Below are 18,376 nucleotides of genomic sequence, written 5' to 3'. Positions count from 1 at the left end.
TAACGTTTTTACAAAAGTACTAAGAAAACTCTAAATGCTACATTATATTATACTTCATGGTAAAGAATAAATAGCGGGGCTGCACGGTATACTTAGACGTACGGGTACTGAACTGGTTAAAGCTGTCGTCATTTAGCGATGTGGTGTTTAGCAGGTTGGTACCGCTTACTTTAAACTCCCATTTTTTGTTATTGGTAAGGTACATTACACTGGCATTTAAAAAGTCGTACTCGTTATCGCTGGTGTGTGTATCATTATAATAATGATTATAGGTATAATCTGCTGTAATGGTAATATTCTTTAACAACAAGTAATCGAGGCGGGCAAAAGGGCTGTGCGTATAGAATTTGTTACCTGCATAAGCATTTATGTTTACCGAATAGCCTACTTCAAGATTTGGCCAGGTTTTGTATATCGTACCAAGGCTTGCGGTATACGATTGTGTTACCTGCTCGCTTACCTGACGAATGGCATTTGCCATGGTTACCTCATCATCTATGCTGTTATCTGCCCTGAAGTTGTTGTACTTATTCCACGCTACACTGGCATTTGCCGATGCTTTATAATAACGGGCAAAGGTGCGGTTATACCCTACTGCACCCGACAGAATTTCATCGGCAAAATTAGAGTTCTCAACCGTGCCTACCTGGTTGATACCGCTGTAAGCAGCAAGCGATTTGATATCGTTTGCCTTATGGCTGTAATTCAGGTTCGCAAATATCTGGGTAAAGTTAAACATATTATACTTAAAGTAATTCAGGTTATGCGCCTGGTACAATGCTCCCTCAAGATTACGGTTACCGCGAAAAAGCGAGTTGTAATTATTAAGTACCAGCCCACGCGCAAACTTAGCGATATCCGTAAACTGCGTTGTCATATTGTAAGTATACTGTAGCCTTTCAGATTTTTTGATTTGGTAAACAGCATATACATCTGGTAATACACGGGTAAAATCATTAGCTACTGTTGTGCCCAGCTGCTCGTTGTGCGATGTATAACTATGGGCGCTTATACCCGGGTTAAAAGTAAACTTACCCAGTATAAACTTATAGTGCAACCCTAAAAATGCATCGTTAAAAATATAGTTTACATCATTGCGGGTATTGCTGCTCAGGTTATCAACCTCTCCGGTATCTAGTATCTGGAAGACATTAGAATCAAAATTCTGGTAGCTGTATGTGTTACCCAGCGTAATATTGATGTTAGCCTTTGGCGTAAGCATATAATACCAGTCTGCTTTGGCATCTATCTTATTCGTTGTTACAAAACGCTTTTGGTTGATGTTATACTGAATGGCATCGGCAAGGCCAAGGTTTAGTGCACCATCTCCGGTGGTGGCATCAGGAAACGGGTTATTATCGAGCGTTGCGTTGTAAAACGGATCTTCCTCCTGATAAAGGTGTTGCGCTTCAAAAGCAAATACATTTTTATCATCCATGGTATAATACAGGTTTGCATTTTGGTTGAACGAGAAAGGATGTTGCTTTTTATTGGTATAAATATTCTGGCTCTGCTCTGTTTCAGGTGTTACTACACTCATTAAATCAGTATCCTCGCCTTGTTTTGATGTTTTTACAAAAGCATCATAATCAAACTGAAAACGGCTACTGGGCTTATAGCTCGAACTCACTTTTATAAGGCTGAAATCAGTACGCTGTAATGATTTTTCATCTGTAGTCTGTACAGTTTGCGCTTCACCGGTTTGCGGATCAAGTACCGTATTGCGGCTGTGCGTTTGCATCTCTGTACGGCCAGAATTAATAATAGCAAAACCACTCAGGCTCCACGCCTTTGTAGGGTTATAGCTAAAGTTTGCCGCACCAAATTTTGTTTCGATATTTTTTGCCCTGTTATTGCGCAGGGTAGAAATACCCAGGTCGTTACTGCCTACGTTAAAAGTAGTGCCGCCTTTTTTCATCATGTTCCTGAAACCGCCGGTCATTTTAAAATAATCCTGCATGGTAAGCGGCATCTCGCCATTATTATTAAAATTAGCAATCAGGTTTATGCTGTACAATGGGCTATAAAAAAACAGTTTCGGATTCACTACATAACGTGCGCCATCTCCGGTACCTGCCCCTGCGGTAATATCGCCAAACCAAAAGTTCTTTTTACCCTCTTTCAGCTTAATGTTCATGGCTACATTCTCCTCATTATTTTCAAGTCCCTTAAGCTGGCCCACTTCATTGTAATTGCGCAATACCTCAACTTTATCTAGAGCATCTGCAGGAATGTTTTTTACGCCCAGCTTGGTATCACCATCAAAAAAATCTTTACCCTCCACCATTAGTTTAGTAACGGTTTTCCCCTCTACGGTTACATTACCATCGCTATCTACCTCAACACCCGGTAGTTTTTTAAGCACATCGCCCAGCTTACGTTCGGTACCATTCGTAAACGAATCAGAGTTATATACAATGGTATCTCCCTTTATGGTAACCGGCATCTCATGTACAATTTCCAGTTCCTGAAGCTCTACCCCGGCTTTAAGCACTATGTTTTTTGTTATAGTGCCGCTACCTGTGGTAAGATTCTCTTCAAAAGTGGTGTAACCTATATAACTGGCCTTAATGCCATAGGCAGTATTAGCGGTAAGGTTTAGCTGGTAATGGCCTTTCTCATCAGTAATGGCATAAGATTCCATGGCATTGGTAGTTTTATTAACTGCCATAATATTTGCCATCTCCAATGCTACGCCTGTAGAATCTTTTATGGTACCTTCTATTTTTATATTTTGCGAAAAGCCCACTGCCGTGCATAGCAGCATAAGCCCCAGTACTATTTTGTTCATGGGATAAAGGGAATGTGTGGTGATGTATGTAAGGGTAACAGATTAGTTCATGCGTGGAGGCCTGCCGCCACCAGGGCCACCGGGACCGCCCATCTGGCGCATCTCTTCCATTTTTTTAGTTACCGTGTCTTCATATTCGGCCTGGGTAACCTTTTTTCCTTTAGAAGGTTTTTTGATCTCTGCTTTTTCTTTAGGGTTCATAACCACTTTACTGCACAGCAGCGTAGTTTTGCCATCGCTAACTTCCAGTATCAGGCCGGGTAGCCCCCAGTAGTTAGACGGGCCTGTGCTTACAGGTATATCGGGCGTATACCACGCTACGATATTTACCTCTTTAGCCATCTCCATGCTGTCCATAAAATTGGTAGGTTTGGCCTCTGCTTTTTTAGCCTCATCAGTCTTGGCAGCAGCTTCCTGTTTTTTAGGGCGCATATTCCTGAAATCAGTTTTATCTGTAGGTACAGTTGCCGTAGCTTTATAGCAGGTGTACTGGCCTATCTTCCTGGTTTCGGCCTCCATCTTCCATTTTATCTTCGGCAGGGTATCATCAATCAGGAACTCTTTACCAAACACTTCCTTCTCCATTAAAAAACGTTTGTCCTTTACATTTTTATAATGTTTTCCGCCACCGCCCATAAAATTAGCCATCATCCTAAAGCCACCATTTTCGCCCGGCGCATCCAGTTTTTCTTCTTCAAGATACGTGCTCTCGGTACGGTTAAAGGTAAGGATAAAGGTTTTTTCCAGTGCTTTTTTCATACGCTCCTGCATCTGTTTTTCCATCTCGGGAGTAATATCATTTGGGCGGCGCATGCCACTCATATCCGGCAGGGCCGTTTTAGATTCATATGTAGCTACACCCTGAAAATCCTGCGCCGTAGCCACAAAACCTAACAGGCTTATTAGAAACACACTAAATTTTTTCATTGCTATTGATTGCTTTTGTTGTTTGTTAGACTATTGAAACCCCAAATGGTTACAACGATACCGCTAATATTTTGCAAATGTGTGTATTTTATAAGAATCGCTTACAAAATATAGGCTAACCTGTAGTTTTATGGTGTGAATGAACTGTTATCTTTGGCAGCCCAAACTTTAGCAATAGCCTGTTAGGCCTACTCATACTTACGTTTTAGGAACCATAGGTCTTCCAGGCAGATGTTAATGGTAAAGGCATGGTATTTTTCCTGTAGCAAGCGGGTAGAAACAACACCGCGCTGCCCATAGCTATAGGATATATTAAGAAACGATTTTCGCCCGCCCAGCGGAATACCAATACCACTGGTTAACGCAAGATTTTTTATGCGCACGCCGTCTACATCCAGATAGCCATTATCCATATTACAGCCTATGCGGTACTGAAATTTTTCGAAATAGGATGTACGCAGTTTATTGTTTACGTACTGTGCCCCTATGCCAAAAAAGTCAGAATCGGTAAATTTACCTATGTTGTCTTCCATACCCGTGGCATTCCAAAAAAGGTGCTTATAATCGGCATTAAAAGTAAATGACTTATAACTGTACTTAATGCCGGCACCCACCTCAAGCGGCAGTTTAAACCCGGCAATATCCCGGGATGCCTGGGTTTCGTTAGTAGTTACACTATTTACTATTTTTTTAATATCCCTATCCTGGGTACCACTAAGTGTAGTAGGCAGGTTTATTACAGACCCTACTGTAAAATCTTTATCAAACTTATACTGCATACCTATCCCAAAGCGCACGCCTGAATAGTAACTATTCTCTGTTACCGAAAGGTAGTCATACTCCAGGGCAAGCTCTTCCTGCTCTGCTATCTTTCCAAAAAAATAGTTACCTAAAATGCCCAAATTAAGCTTTGGGGTTAGCTTATAACCGTAATTAGCAGCTATATTATTTAAACCACCAGACCCTGTAATATAGGAACTATAGGTATCCTGCGAGCCTTCAATGGTACTGGTTACGCCTTGTAACACATATCCTACATCTGAGTATGGCGACAGCGAAATACCCAGACCAGATTTTTCTGAAAAGGCCAGCGCAAGGCTTATATTACTAAAGTTTGTATTAATGTTTACATTATTGTCCTGGTTATTAGTATAGCTGTTTTGCTCTCCTTTTATACCAATGTCAAACATAAATGAATTTTTAGGCAGGTCTGCATATGCTGCCGGGTTAAGGTTATTAATGCTGTTTTCTCCCGAGAGGGCAATGCCGCTTTTTCCCAGTGCATTTGTAATACCGGTATTTACCTCATTAAAACGGCCAATACCAAATAACGAATAAGGCGAGCTTGTCTGGTTATTGCTTTGCCCAAATATTGCGCCTGTAACTGTAAGAAATAATAATGCCAGTGCTGTTTTATTTATCATAAATAGTGTAGGTAAGTTCTAAACGTGTTTTATACTGGCTGTTGTTTTCTCCGTTAAGTACAAGCCTGTTTACTGACTGGGTATAGTTTAGCGGAAAAAACACAAGCCCGTATTTAAGATATGTGGCGCTATTAAGTATTTTATCTAAAAATGGATCTACCGGTATAATGAGGTATACCTCGTTATTCTCGTTATCGCTCTTATCTATATGCCCCATTACAGCATCTCCGCCAGATGTAGTAAGCGGACCCACAAGGTCGTTATTCTGGTCTGCTACGTAAACTGCTACAGAATCTGGTGTAGCCAGTTTTTTGCTGTAATAGGCATTGTTAAGCCTAATCTTAAGGTTTGCCTTAAATATCTGCCCATTGTTATTATTTACCTGATAGATGTTTCGTATCGACGGAAAATCGACACGCGTGGTTATACCAATGCCAGATTGTATAAATGCAAGATTATTAAGAGATGATGAAGTGCCTTCATTCTCCTGACCGTTCAGGTTACGCAGTAATGTATTGCTGCGGTTACCCTCTATCTTATTAAACGCTTTAGGATCTGAAGTGCTGTAGTAAGTAAAATCCTGGTATTCGCTTTCGGTACTTACATCGTCCGGAATAGAATAATAAACGCGCATATAAGCGCCAGATCTTTCAAAACCTATTATTGAAGCATCTTCAGTATCAGCAGCAGATATTTTAAGTCCTTTAAAATAATCAGTAAGCTGATCTACGTCATTTATCTGGTTGTGCTGTATCTTGTCGAACAGGTTCTGACCAAAGTTGTTAGCCAGCTTTATGGTAAGAGAGTCTTTACTGATACGCGGATAAAATGTTTTGCTGCCTATAATTTCTGAAGCGGTGGCAACATTGCCCGTATTATAAAAATCTGTCTGGTTATTACGCAGGCGTATCTCTTTAGTAAGCTGCTGTACATTAATAGTCTTCTGTGCCAGTGTATCATTATAATAATAACCGTCGTAAGGCAGGTTAAGTACAATACTGTCAAACACGGCATTACTATCAAAATAATATGAAGCCGGAACAAAATCTATAAAAGCGCTAGATTTTATTTCGCCAAAAACAGGATCATCATAGCGTCCTACAAGTAGCCGGCTACCGGTACTGCTTATGCTGTCGTACCTAAAGCTAGACATGTTTACCGCAAAGGTATCTATCTGCACAATTTTAACATTGCTCTGGGTAAAATTACCGCCGGTTTCAAAACTGTCGTACAAACCATCATGTGTACAAGATGTAAAAAGCGCCGTGCTTACCACGGCTACAATAAGAACAATACTATAAAGCCTTTGCATGTTTTTTTAATTATACGGCTAAATAAAGCCACGTCTCCACTTTAAAAAAAACATATAGATAACACAGCTCATTTTAACTACACATTACAACTATTTTACGACGCTTTACCCCTGCCTGCTACTATAGATAAAAAAGCAGCATCCATAGGTTAAAGTGCCCGGGCTATATATTAATGTTTTTGCGGGATTAAAATCAGGATATGTTTGCCCAAAACTTTTTAGCCCTATGCTGCGATATACACTTAGCCTGCTTCTTGTTGCCCTTAACGGCTTTGCGCAGGAAACAGTAAACAGCCTTAATTATGATTACACATCACTCTACAATGCCGGTGCTACATCGCTCACTCGGCATGAGGCAGGCTACAACCTACAAGCAGGTAGCTTTACATATACCGCCGGCATAGCAGCATACACTTTTGATTATGATATGGCAGATACCAATTTTAGTACCAATAGGATAAAAGACATTACTACTATAAAACTGGGAGTGGCTTACACTAATGCCATTAACACAAGATGGAGTGCGGTTGCAAACTTTACACCACAGCTTACCGCTACCCTTAAAAACACCGAAATAAAAGATATATACCCTGGCTTTTTTGCAGGTATAAAATATAAGAATGAAACCGGAACTACAGCACTAACCATGGGTGTGGGCTACCAGGGATATTTTGGCAAATTCAGGTTTATGCCCATCATTAACTATAGCGGGCAGCTTAGTACAAAACTGGCCTTTAACGTGGGCATACCGGCTACATGGCTGGCCTATAAATTTAATGATGCGCATGTACTTAAAGCTGTTGCTTATGCCGATAGTTTTTATAGCCGTATAGAAACAGGCAGTGCTACACAATATGAAACGCCTACGACTATAAAAATAAGTGGGCTTGAAATGGTTACCATTAATACCGGGCTGGAGTATAATTACAATGCAGGTAAAGAATGGGTGGGCACATTTCGCACAGGCTCCAGCGTTTACAACAAACTTACCATACCCGGATCGGGCGGATACGACCTGGGGTTTAATAAAAACATTTACATATCTGCAGGCTTTAAATACAATTTAAATTTTAAATAATGATGAGAAAACCTTTTTTTACCCTAAATGGCAGGATCGCGATGCTCCTACTTGCGGGTGCCCTGGCTGTATCATGCGGCAGCGATGATGGCGATAGTACTATAGGCAACTGGGTAACCAGTACTGTTTTTGACGGATCGCCACGCAGCAGCGTATCGGGCTTTACCATTGGCAATTATGGCTATGCAGGCACCGGTTATGATGGCGACAACTACCTGAAAGATTTTTGGAGATATAATATTGATGGTGGCTACTGGGAGCAGAAAGCTGACCTTCCGGGTAAGGCACGCAGTTCTGCAGTAGCTTTTGCCATAGGCAGCAACGGATATATAGGCACCGGCTATGACGGTACTGATGAACTTGGCGATTTTTATAAGTATGACACAAATACTGATACATGGACAGCTGTAGCCAGTTTTACAGGCACCGCGCGCAGGGCTGCCGTAGCATTTAGCTCTGATACTTATGGCTATGTAGGTTCTGGCTTTGACGGAGATAATGATAAAAAAGATTTTTGGCGTTATAACCCTGCTATTGATGCCTGGGAAGAGCAGTTTGGCTTTGGCGGAAATAAAAGGCGCGAAGGACTTACTTTTACAATAGGCACAAAAGTATATTTTGGCACAGGATCATCTAATGGTACTAATCAGGATGACTTTTGGGAATTTGATACCACAAGTGAAACCTGGAAACGCCTTACTGATCTTGATGATGATAGCGACTATAATGTAAAACGCACCAATGCAACCGGTTTTTCTGTAGGAAATTACGGCTATGTATGTGGTGGCGACATCAATTCGGTATGGGAATATGACCCGTCTACCGACAAATGGAAGCGGAAGACCGATTTTGAAGGATCTACACGCCAGGATGCACTTTCTTTGTACAACGGTTCTAAAGCATTCATACTTTTAGGTAAATATGGCAATACTTACTACGATGACATGTTTGAATTTGAACCGTTTGAAAAATTAGACGAAGATGACTAAGCGTTTTTTTAAATTGTATTTCATATGCTTTTTGGCCGCGGCTTTTTTCTCCGGCTGCGGTACTGGTACAGAGCCACACCTGCAGGGTAACGTTTACCCTGTAGGCGCCGGCTTTGGCTATACCATATCAGCAGGGAAAAAACTGCTCATTAAGCAAACCGTAATACCGGCCATTAATGGCAACCATGTATTTTGCGATACAGCAGATGCACAAAAAATATGCGACTTGGTGCTGCAAAAACTTCAGGCACATAAATCGCCATACGTTTCTAAAGAAGAACTTACCGCACTAAAAATAAAAACAAAATGCTAGACAAAACATATAATGGCCTACCCTTCAGGCTCCGGTTTTTTACCATACACCTGGTGTTCTGGGCGCTGTTCCTGTTTTTGCCTGTAGGCGATTTTATGCGCATGCACGATACCGTGCCCATCTCTTTTTTCATAAAGATACTATTTTGTATTGCCATATTTTATTTTAACTATTTTGTAGTGGTACCTCAACTGTTGCTAAAAAACAAACCGCTACTCTATGCCCTGGCCATTGTTTTACTCATTGGCACATTTTCTTATATCTTTTCTAAGTTTGAGGGGCCAGCGCCTTTTCGCCATAACCAGCAAGGTATACCCAAGCCCCCCATGCAGTTTAAAAAGGGTATGCACGTATTTCCTAATATTATAATGTTTAGCCTGCACATACTGCTAAGTAGCGTACTAAAAATGTATGTAGAATGGAATGCCAGCTACAAAAAACAAAAAGAGACAGAAACGGAGCAGAAAACATCTGAACTTAATTTTTTAAAGGCACAGCTAAATCCACATTTCTTTTTTAACTCCCTTAATACCATTTATTCGCTTTCAATAAAAAAGTCTGATACTACACCCGTTGCAGTGCTTAACCTGGCCGACCTGATGCGATATATGCTTTATGAAACCAATAAAGAAATGGTGCGCCTTACCGATGAACTTTCGTACATAGAAAGTTATATAGAACTGCAAAAGCTACGCCTTACCGAAAACAATAAGGTGTATTATGAGGTAGAAGGTAATCCTCACGGCATAAGCCTGCCCCCGCTTTTATTTATCTGTTTTATAGAAAATGCTTTTAAACATGGCGTTACCACGTCTCGCGGCAGCGAAATATCAATAAAATTTACCATTACAAACAATCAGGTACGGATGCTTGCCGTTAATGATATAAACCCACAGGCCACAAAGGATGATAAATCCGGCCTTGGGATAGATAATACCCTCAGAAGGATAAAGTTATATTATCCTGAAAGTTATAAACTGGAAACCTTTAGTAAGAATAACAAATTTTATGCAGACCTGGCAATAGACCTTAATGGAAATTAAAACCGTTATAATAGATGACGAACCGCTGGCCATAGAGGTAATACAAAACTACTGTAGTACCCTGCCTGAAATTAGCGTGCTTAAATGTTTTAACAACCCGGTGGAAGCACTGGGTTTTATACATAAAAATAGCGTAGACCTTGTATTTCTTGATATACAGATGCCACAACTTACAGGACTGGAGTTTATAGATACCCTGGCCTATAAGCCTATGGTTATTTTTACAACAGCTTACCCACAGTATGCTGTAGAGGGCTTTGAGCTGGAGGCCATAGACTATCTTGTAAAACCCATATCATATAAGCGTTTTCTTAAAGCCTTTAATAAGGTAAATCCCGTAAAAGAAGAATTTGCTCCTGTGCCCGCGCCCGCGGTTGTACAGCTACCTGCAGAAGATAACTTTGTGTTTGTAAAAGCAGAATATGGCAGCGTAAAAATATTTGTATCTGAAATAACATATATTCAAGGACTTAAAGATTACCTGAAGATAAACCTGAACAACGGCAAGTATGTACTTACCCTGAGCAATTTTAAAGGCCTTATGGATAAACTACCGGAAAAAATGTTTATTCGCGTGCACAACTCTTATATTGTAAATCTTAGCTATGTAGACTCTGTACAGCGCAACCGCATTGTTATAGATACACTGCGCATACCCGTAAGCGAATCTTATAAGAAATCTTTTTTTGAAAGGCTGGGACTGTAATGAATTTTCAAAATTCATTACCCACTAGAATTTAACCACATAGAAACATAGAAATTTACAATATCTAGTGGGCATAAGTTATACTTAAAGTATAATTCACATAGTAATGCCTGCGGTCAGTCCCTATGTGTAAAAATATTGCCTAGATACTCTTTCAAACGTCTGTTGGCTATGTTTCTATGTGGTTAAATTATTATTGTTTAATTTGCATGTTTAGCCTACAAAGAACAACAGATGATCAATAAAAAATATCTTGACGAACTTACCTATCAAATCGTTGGAGCCGCCATTGAAGTTCATAAAATAATGGGAAAAGGTTTACTTGAAAATGTTTATCATCAATGCTTAAAAGAGGAGTTGTTACAACGTAATATCAACTTTATGACCGAAATGCAAATTCCGGTCGTCTACAAGGGAAAATTGCTAAATATTGATTTTAGATGTGACCTTTTAATTGAGCAATGTATTGTTGTAGAATTAAAATCAGTTAATGAAATGACAAGTGTATTTGATGCCCAGCTACTTACTTATATGAAGCTTTTAAAATGTCCGAAAGGCATATTAATAAATTTCAACTGCAACAACATCTTTAAAGAAGGCCAAAAAACCTTAGTAAATGAATTTTTCTCTGTACTACCTTAATAAATCTTACAATATACCGCTCATTTATTTCATTACATTTACAGCTTTAGCCTACCTCTATGAAAAAACTGCTCACGCTGTTTGTACTTTGTTTTACAGTAACCACTTTCTCTCAGGAAGCCTTGCTGCCTGTGCGCATAATGGCAACCGCTAAAGAACGCCCCGAGCGTTTTGTGGGCACTGATGCCTTTGGATGGGAGTATGTTATTGCAGATAACGAATTTCGTAAACAGAAAGATGGACGTGTGCTAAAATACAAAAACCTTGCATTGGGTGACATTTACAAAGCCGACCTTCAAAATCCTCTGAAAATTGTACTCTTTTACCGAAAATTCAATACCGTAGTATTGCTGGACAACCAGCTTAATGCCACAAGCGTAATAAGTTTTAATGAAATTCCGAAACCTATTATAGCCGAAGCAGCAGGACTTGCGAGCCAAAACCGGCTATGGCTGTTTGATATTACCACACAGCAACTGGGTTTGTATGACCCTGTGCGCAATGCGTTTCGCACACTTACACCTCCCTTTAACGATGGCATAGCCTGGTACCAGAGCGATTACAATTATTTTTACTGGGCAGACCATAGTGGCAAATGTTTTGCCCTCAACCTGTTTGGCACCGTTACTGCTTTAGGTACTGCTCCCGCATTTGATGATGCACAGCTATTATCGCCATCTATGTTATTATTAAAAAAAGACAACAACCTATACCAGTATGATTTAGCGTCTCAAAAGCAAACACCTTTAACAATAACTGAAAAAACGTTTACCGCTTTCTATTATAAGGACGGAATTTTAAGTATTTTTACCCCAATCGAATTTATACAGTACAAAATTAGTTTACCCAGATAATGCATATAGCTGTAGCAGGCAACATCGGCGCCGGAAAAACCACACTTACAGGCCTATTGGCCAAACACTTTAAATGGGAACCCCATTATGAAGATGTTGTAGACAACCCATATCTCGACGATTTTTACCACCAGATGGAACGCTGGTCGTTTAATTTACAGATCTATTTCTTAAACTCACGTTTTAGCCAAATCCTCCAGTTTAGGGAAAGCGGCAAAAACATTATACAGGATCGTACCATTTATGAAGACTCGCACATATTTGCGCCAAACCTTCATGCCATGGGCCTTATGAGCAACCGCGACTTTGGTAACTACAAATCGCTGTTTGAGCTTATGGAAGGCTTTGTAGGAGCACCAGACCTGTTAATATACCTGCGCAGCAGCATACCCAACCTGGTTAGCCACATACACAAGCGTGGCCGCGATTATGAAAACTCTATTAGCATAGAATACCTTAGCCGGCTAAATGAGCGCTACGAAGCCTGGATACAGGGCTATGATAAGGGCAAGCTGTTAATTATAGACGTAGACAAAACTAATTTTGTAGATAACCCCGAAGATCTGGGCGACATTATTAACCGTATTAATGCCGAACTAAACGGACTATTTTAATTGTTTATAGTTTTTTGTTCGCAGTTTAATGATATGAACCATATAAAATAAAAAAGCAGCACTAAATTTAGTGCTGCTTTTTGCTTTAGAGATAATCCTAAAATTATTTTATGCTGAAAAGGCCTTCCGGCTTGTTTTCGATATTATTAAAACGCTCTGTGCATTCTGCTATAAGCGTTTCAGCAGCAGCGCGGTCGCCCCAGCCTCTTACATCTACAGTTTTGTTCTCAAGATCTTTGTACACTTTAAAGAAGTGCTCAACCTCTTTCGTAAAGTGTTCGTTAAGGTCAGACAGGTCGTTCATTTTGCATGCAATAGGGTCTGAAACCGGCACACAGATTATTTTTTCGTCGTCGCCTTTATCATCAGACATATAAAATACACCTATAGGCTTAACCTCTACAACACATCCAGGAAACGAAGGCTCTGTAAACCATACAAGCACGTCAAGAGGATCGTTGTCAAGCGCAAGGGTTTCAGGTATAAAACCATAATCTGCAGGGTACATCATTGATGAGTAAAGCATCCTGTCAAAACGGATTCTTTTGATATCAAAATCATATTCATATTTGTTCCTGCTACCCCTTGGTATCTCTATAAGTACATCAAATGTTTTTGTTGCTGACATTTTAAATTTTGGATTTTTGTTAACGCTGCGCAAAAATAGCATAAAAATCAAAGTAACAACCGCCACCGCCTAAAAAACTGCCATTGCAGTTAGCAATTTTACAATTCAATAATATAAAAACCAACATTTTAAACGATATACAAAAAAAGGTTCCCAATCGGGAACCTTCTTAACCTTTATATATGTGCAAAATGAATACTTAGTTAGATTCGTTTTTAGTACAAAACTCACCACATCCGTTCTCATTGCAGTAAAATACTTTTTTTCCCTGTAGCCTTATAAATGCCATGTTACAGCCTGTAGCACAACCACGACAGGTAGTACTCGTAAAACCTTCGCTAACACTACTAAAATTAGCATCATCAAGGTACAGGCTAGATGCGCCAACTGCTTTTAACATTACTCCAATACTTGTACCTCCACCATTAGTACCTATAAGCACATAAGTCTGGTCATCAGGATCTGTTTCGTTCTTTTTAAGTTCAAAAAAAATGTCGGTAAGATCTGTTGGCTCTCCCTGGTCTGCCAGTATCGATTCAAAATCTGCAAGAAGAAGATTCTTATTTACCGCAAATTTTGTTTGTCCAACGCTGTTTACAGTTCCCAAAGCTCCTTCCCAAATGCTACCTTTTGCAAGTAATGTACCATTTTGCTGCGCATCATTTTTAACAGACGTTTCATCTGTACTACAGGCGCCTATCAAAAATATAATAGCCAGCACTGCCGTAATTTTTAGTAAAGTGTTTTTCATGTCGATTGATTGTTTAGTTGAATGTGCTACGAATGTAGAACTTTCCTTAAATCTGATTCGCCAAGAAAATGTTAATATTCTACATTACGGGAAATTTAAAAAAAAATCGGTTTTCACACAATCTGCACACTCAGAACAAATAATATACAGAGCATCGTTTTTAGACGAAACGGCAGGCGCACAACCATGTTCACAACCTCCAGAGCAGATGACAGAAGCAATGTCCGGTATAAAAAACAAGTCATTACCTTTACGCTCCAGCAGGGCAGCCATAGTTGTTTTATGGTCTGTGCAGGTAGCCATAAGCATATAATAACTTATAGGACTACCTCCTTTAGACATACCTTTTATAATCTGAAACCCTGAAATTTGACGGGTAGCTCCCTCAGCAAGGAGCTGTGCTTCCCACTCCTGCTTAATAACATCTTGGTTTACCACTTCAAGGGCACCATTTTTTTCAACACCTACACTTATAGCAGGATATGAAACCCCGCTTAAAGGTGCCACATCTTTTTTGCAGGAAACAAAAACAAGCAACAGTACAAGGGATGTACAAAAAATTTTCATAGCTGGGGGTCTGAAATTGTATTGCCACGAAAATACAATTTTTTATCAGATTTTAGCATTTAAAAATAAAACCCAAAAGATCCTTTTACAGCAAATTTATTAGCATCGGGAATGCTAAGATAGCTACCCCTCCAGGCAAAATCGATACGAAAAACCTTAAAGATATTTCCTACCCCGGCATGGTATTCCCAATAAACGTCTTCAGGAGCCCGATATGTAAGATTACTGGCATTAAGCGCAATATTTTTATCCGATACCGTTCCGTAAACACCTTTAATACCAATAATTTCGCGAAGGTTAAGATCCCGAAGTCCCGGTATGCGGCTAAACAGCCTCCCGTTAAAATTGTGTTCCAGGTGCAGCGACACATATTCATCTGCCACAAATTCATAGTAATCCAGCAGGTTATATGTATTTTCTATGCTAAACCAGCTCTGGTTACCGGGTATAACCCCCATAAGGCTTAGCGGCACAGTACCAAATATTTTACCGGCTTCGAACGTAGTAAACAGGCGGCCAAAACCACCTACAAGAACAGGCTGGCGATAATAAAATTGTAGCTTTTGGTATTCAAAATCGCTGTTTAGTATTCCTTTCACGCCCTGGTTAAAGTTAAGAAACAGGTGCGAGTAGTTATAATCTACGTCGCTACGCTCTACACCATAGCCTACAGTGCGGCGTTTAGGGGTATAATCTATAAAGAACCCAAATTCATATTGATTAACAAAACCTTCTGTCCCTTTACTATGGTCGTTAACATCTTTCCAGTAATCCAGGCTAAAGGCATCCCTGTCTGCCGATTTTAATGTGCGGTAGTTAAGACTGGTACGCAATACCAGGTTTTTTACCGGCTCTATCTCTGCGCTAAAGGTTGTAAAATTAATAGATGTAAGCCTGTTATTATTTCCGCTGGAGAATAAAGATGATGAGGCAAAACTACGCCCCAGCACATCGTTAGTTGCCGTTAGGCTTACCCCTATTTGTTCTATATCGCGGCGGTTACCGGCCTGTAATATAATACGCTTACGCTTATTAATCATCCACTTGCCGCTTATACCATATTTAAACTGGTTATCTTTAAACCCATAAGCTGTATAGCCCTCAATTCGCCACGGGTCGTTTTGCCCAAAATAGGTACGCCCACCCGTTCGCAGCCTTATACCCTCTACGTCATTAAACCCAAACGTAGAAAAAATAGGGCCGTAATCAAAATTCCCCATCTGGTAATAACCGCTGCCCAATGTGGCTACAAGGTCGTACATGTGCTTAAACCTTGGTACGGTTTTTAGGGTATCGAGCATTTTATAAACGCCCTTCTCATCTTTATTGAGCGATTCGAAGCGGTTTTCATCCCAAAACTCATCACTCTTATTGAGTATGGTTTCATCGTTAAAATTCACGTCGGCAGCATAAAAATCATCCGGCTTCTTTCGGTCAAAAACATAATCACGGTATAGCGTTGTACGTTTGCCATACACGCCTTTAGATTCTTCTTTTTTGCGCAGGGCAAAATCGCTCATCATATGGTCGCGTTTCAGCAAAAATACAGAGTCGTTTAACACATCAAACTCCTGCTCAATGTAAATATCTTTTACCCAGTTAATGTTAGCACTTTTGCTGGCACTCATGGCTATTTTTTTAATAGCATATGTAGTATCATTTACCCAAAAATTACCCTTAAAGGTAAGCTCGCCCTTACGGCGTGGGTAAAACACTATATTGTAGCACCATTTTTTATCTACAAAAGAGCTGTCTGCAAGCACATAGTTGTATACATTGATACCCGTGCGCGATAGCGGACTCACAAAGTCTTTATCAAAAAACTTTAAGTAGTTGTTATAGATGTCATAATCAGCATACAGGTCTTTTACAAAAGCAATTATTTGCTGGTTGTTACTAAAACCTGAATTTTTGTTAGCAGATACTTTTTCCTTCTTCTTTTTTGTGGTATTATCGCCATACACCTGGCTTAGCTGCTCATTTATAAATATAGGCAGGTAGCTTTTTCCGGTAATATTGCTGGTATCTACTTTTTCAAATATAAACTCCATGCCTTTAAAGAGTTTGCTCTTAGTCATGGCACTGTCTATATTGTTAAGGTCAAATTCTACCTTTTCATATTTATCGTACTCATACTGTTTAAACATATGCAGGCCATTTTTGCGGCGGCGCTCCCATATTTTACGCAGTATATCTATCGCGGGGTTGCCTTTCTTTGGCATCTTGCCGCTGTAGAGCACAACCTCCTTAAGTTCATTACCTTCGGCAAGCTTTATCTTAAGATTGTAGCTTACCGGGTTATCCAGGTGAAATTCTTTTGTAGCAAACCCTACAAAAGATATTTGTAAATCAGTATATGTATTTTTAGACTCCAGGTAAAACTTACCATTCTCATCGGTTATAACACCTTCATTTGTTCCTAAAAAATAAACATTAACATAAGGTAGTGGGAGGTTTTTATCGTCAGATACAACACCGCTAACCTTGGTTTGAGCCAAAGCATTTATTGCAAATAAAAATATGGCCCAAAAGGCAAACAGTAACTTTCTTTTCATATAGGCATATAACAAAAAACTTCATCATTTAGTATGATGAAGTTTCAAATATATAGTAATAATTTGAGAAACGCTGAGTGTCCTGATTTGAAAATTAGCTGCCCATGCAACAGTTTTCAAAATTGACAAATCAACGCATCAAAAAATCTTATTTGTACATAACTTTCTTAACCGCTTTTATAAGGTCGCCTGCATTAGGTAACCATTCTTTTAGCAGTACAGGAGAATAAGGTGCAGGGGTATCTGCAGTTGTTATCCTCTGGATAGGTGCATCAAGATAATCAAACGCACGCTCCTGAACAATATAAGTAATTTCTGAAGCGATAGAGCCAAATGGCCATGCCTCTTCAAGTATTACTAGCCTGTTTGTTTTCTTAACAGATGTTAGTATTGTTTCATGATCCATAGGGCGAATAGTCCTAAGGTCGATAATTTCAAGGCTTATACCTTCTTTCTGAAGTTCTTCAGCAGCAGCAAAGGCTTCTTTGATTATTTTACCAAAAGACACTACAGTAACATCTGTACCTTCACGCTTAACATCGGCAACACCCAGTGGAATTGTGTAATCTCCCTCAGGCACTTCACCTTTGTCTCCATACATTTGCTCAGACTCCATAAAGATTACAGGGTCGTTATCACGAATAGCAGCTTTAAGTAAACCTTTACAGTCATAAACGTTAGATGGCACAACAACTTTAAGTCCCGGTGTGTTAGCATACCAGTTTTCAAAAGCCTGGCTGTGTGTAGCACCCAGCTGGCCTGCAGATGCTGTAGGCCCACGGAATACTATAGGGCAGTTAAACTGGCCGGCACTCATCTGGCGTATTTTAGCTGCGTTGTTTATTATCTGGTCGATACCCACAAGGGCAAAGTTAAAGGTCATGAATTCTACAATAGGCCTGTTGCCGTTCATGGCAGAACCTACTGCTATACCGGCAAAGCCCAGCTCAGCAATTGGGGTATCGATAACCCTTTTTGGGCCAAATTCGTCAAGCATTCCTTTAGAGGCTTTATAGGCACCGTTATATTCGGCTACCTCTTCACCCATTAGGTAAATCGCTTCATCACGACGCATTTCTTCGCTCATTGCTTCGCAAACCGCTTCCCTGAATTGTATTGTTCTCATGTAAAATTATTTCGCGTGGTTAAATGAATGGCAAAAATAAAGATTTTATATTATTT

The 18,376-nt window shown here is 39.8% G+C and carries 17 protein-coding genes; 8 read left to right on the top strand and 9 right to left on the bottom strand.

Annotated features, from left to right (window positions below; genetic code table 11):
* Positions 1–37: 37 nt before the first annotated feature.
* From DYH63_RS00380 to DYH63_RS00365, 4 genes are all read right to left on the bottom strand, one after another.
* Positions 38–2,791: a TonB-dependent receptor gene (locus tag DYH63_RS00380; RefSeq protein ID WP_116786909.1), complete on the bottom strand. Its 2,754-nt coding sequence runs from the start codon at positions 2,789–2,791 to the stop codon at positions 38–40.
* 42 nt (positions 2,792–2,833) lie between these two features.
* Complete coding sequence (locus DYH63_RS00375; RefSeq protein ID WP_116786908.1) at positions 2,834–3,718, bottom strand: GLPGLI family protein; 885 nt, start codon at positions 3,716–3,718, stop codon at positions 2,834–2,836.
* Positions 3,719–3,906: 188 nt separating this feature from the next.
* Positions 3,907–5,142, bottom strand: coding sequence for a BamG family beta-barrel-assembly machinery protein (bamG, locus tag DYH63_RS00370; protein WP_116786907.1), 1,236 nt, complete (start codon positions 5,140–5,142; stop codon positions 3,907–3,909).
* Positions 5,132–6,454: a DUF4270 family protein gene (locus tag DYH63_RS00365; RefSeq protein ID WP_116786906.1), complete on the bottom strand. Its 1,323-nt coding sequence runs from the start codon at positions 6,452–6,454 to the stop codon at positions 5,132–5,134. The genes bamG and DYH63_RS00365 overlap by 11 nt, the downstream gene beginning before the upstream one ends.
* A gap of 226 nt (positions 6,455–6,680) precedes the next feature.
* On the opposite strand from DYH63_RS00365, the gene DYH63_RS00360 reads away from it, so the two are divergent.
* The 8 genes from DYH63_RS00360 (at position 6,681) to DYH63_RS00325 (ending at position 12,693) form a co-directional block, all read left to right on the top strand.
* Positions 6,681–7,532, top strand: a complete 852-nt coding sequence (locus tag DYH63_RS00360; RefSeq protein WP_116786905.1) for a DUF6268 family outer membrane beta-barrel protein — start codon at positions 6,681–6,683, stop codon at positions 7,530–7,532.
* Positions 7,532–8,521: a Kelch repeat-containing protein gene (locus DYH63_RS00355; RefSeq protein WP_240409043.1), complete on the top strand. Its 990-nt coding sequence runs from the start codon at positions 7,532–7,534 to the stop codon at positions 8,519–8,521. Before DYH63_RS00360 ends, DYH63_RS00355 begins: the two co-directional genes overlap by 1 nt.
* On the top strand, positions 8,514–8,834 hold the full coding sequence (locus tag DYH63_RS00350; protein ID WP_116786903.1) for a DUF4907 domain-containing protein: 321 nt from the start codon (positions 8,514–8,516) through the stop codon (positions 8,832–8,834). The genes DYH63_RS00355 and DYH63_RS00350 overlap by 8 nt, the downstream gene beginning before the upstream one ends.
* Positions 8,828–9,877 (top strand): sensor histidine kinase, encoded by a 1,050-nt coding sequence (locus tag DYH63_RS00345; RefSeq protein WP_116786902.1) that lies wholly within the window; start codon positions 8,828–8,830, stop codon positions 9,875–9,877. Before DYH63_RS00350 ends, DYH63_RS00345 begins: the two co-directional genes overlap by 7 nt.
* A complete protein-coding gene (locus DYH63_RS00340; RefSeq protein WP_240409042.1) occupies positions 9,867–10,583 on the top strand; it encodes a LytR/AlgR family response regulator transcription factor in 717 nt (238 codons plus the stop codon). The genes DYH63_RS00345 and DYH63_RS00340 overlap by 11 nt, the downstream gene beginning before the upstream one ends.
* Positions 10,584–10,817: 234 nt before the next feature.
* Complete coding sequence (locus tag DYH63_RS00335) at positions 10,818–11,225, top strand: GxxExxY protein (protein ID WP_116786901.1); 408 nt, start codon at positions 10,818–10,820, stop codon at positions 11,223–11,225.
* Between the two features lie 59 nt (positions 11,226–11,284).
* Complete coding sequence (locus tag DYH63_RS00330) at positions 11,285–12,079, top strand: hypothetical protein (RefSeq protein ID WP_116786900.1); 795 nt, start codon at positions 11,285–11,287, stop codon at positions 12,077–12,079.
* Positions 12,079–12,693, top strand: coding sequence for a deoxynucleoside kinase (locus tag DYH63_RS00325; protein WP_116786899.1), 615 nt, complete (start codon positions 12,079–12,081; stop codon positions 12,691–12,693). Before DYH63_RS00330 ends, DYH63_RS00325 begins: the two co-directional genes overlap by 1 nt.
* 103 nt (positions 12,694–12,796) lie before the next feature.
* Here DYH63_RS00325 and DYH63_RS00320 read toward each other — a convergent pair whose 3' ends face one another.
* The 5 genes from DYH63_RS00320 to DYH63_RS00300 all read right to left on the bottom strand — a co-directional run bounded on the left by DYH63_RS00320 (position 12,797) and on the right by DYH63_RS00300 (position 18,320).
* Positions 12,797–13,321 (bottom strand): inorganic diphosphatase, encoded by a 525-nt coding sequence (locus tag DYH63_RS00320; protein ID WP_116786898.1) that lies wholly within the window; start codon positions 13,319–13,321, stop codon positions 12,797–12,799.
* Positions 13,322–13,520: 199 nt separating this feature from the next.
* Positions 13,521–14,072, bottom strand: a complete 552-nt coding sequence (locus DYH63_RS00315) for a hypothetical protein (RefSeq protein ID WP_116786897.1) — start codon at positions 14,070–14,072, stop codon at positions 13,521–13,523.
* Positions 14,073–14,156: 84 nt separating this feature from the next.
* Complete coding sequence (locus DYH63_RS00310; RefSeq protein WP_116786896.1) at positions 14,157–14,639, bottom strand: hypothetical protein; 483 nt, start codon at positions 14,637–14,639, stop codon at positions 14,157–14,159.
* Between the two features lie 59 nt (positions 14,640–14,698).
* Complete coding sequence (locus DYH63_RS00305; RefSeq protein WP_116786895.1) at positions 14,699–17,194, bottom strand: DUF5686 and carboxypeptidase-like regulatory domain-containing protein; 2,496 nt, start codon at positions 17,192–17,194, stop codon at positions 14,699–14,701.
* A gap of 148 nt (positions 17,195–17,342) precedes the next feature.
* The gene (locus DYH63_RS00300; protein WP_116786894.1) at positions 17,343–18,320 is read right to left on the bottom strand and encodes a pyruvate dehydrogenase complex E1 component subunit beta; all 978 of its coding nucleotides are present in this window, start codon (positions 18,318–18,320) and stop codon (positions 17,343–17,345) included.
* Positions 18,321–18,376: the final 56 nt, after the last annotated feature.

The sequence above is a fragment of the Flavobacterium psychrotrophum genome (assembly GCF_003403075.1).
Lineage (GTDB): Bacteria > Bacteroidota > Bacteroidia > Flavobacteriales > Flavobacteriaceae > Flavobacterium > Flavobacterium psychrotrophum.
The sequence above is the reverse complement of the archived record's forward strand: the minus strand, read 5'-3'. Positions and strand labels throughout refer to the sequence as shown.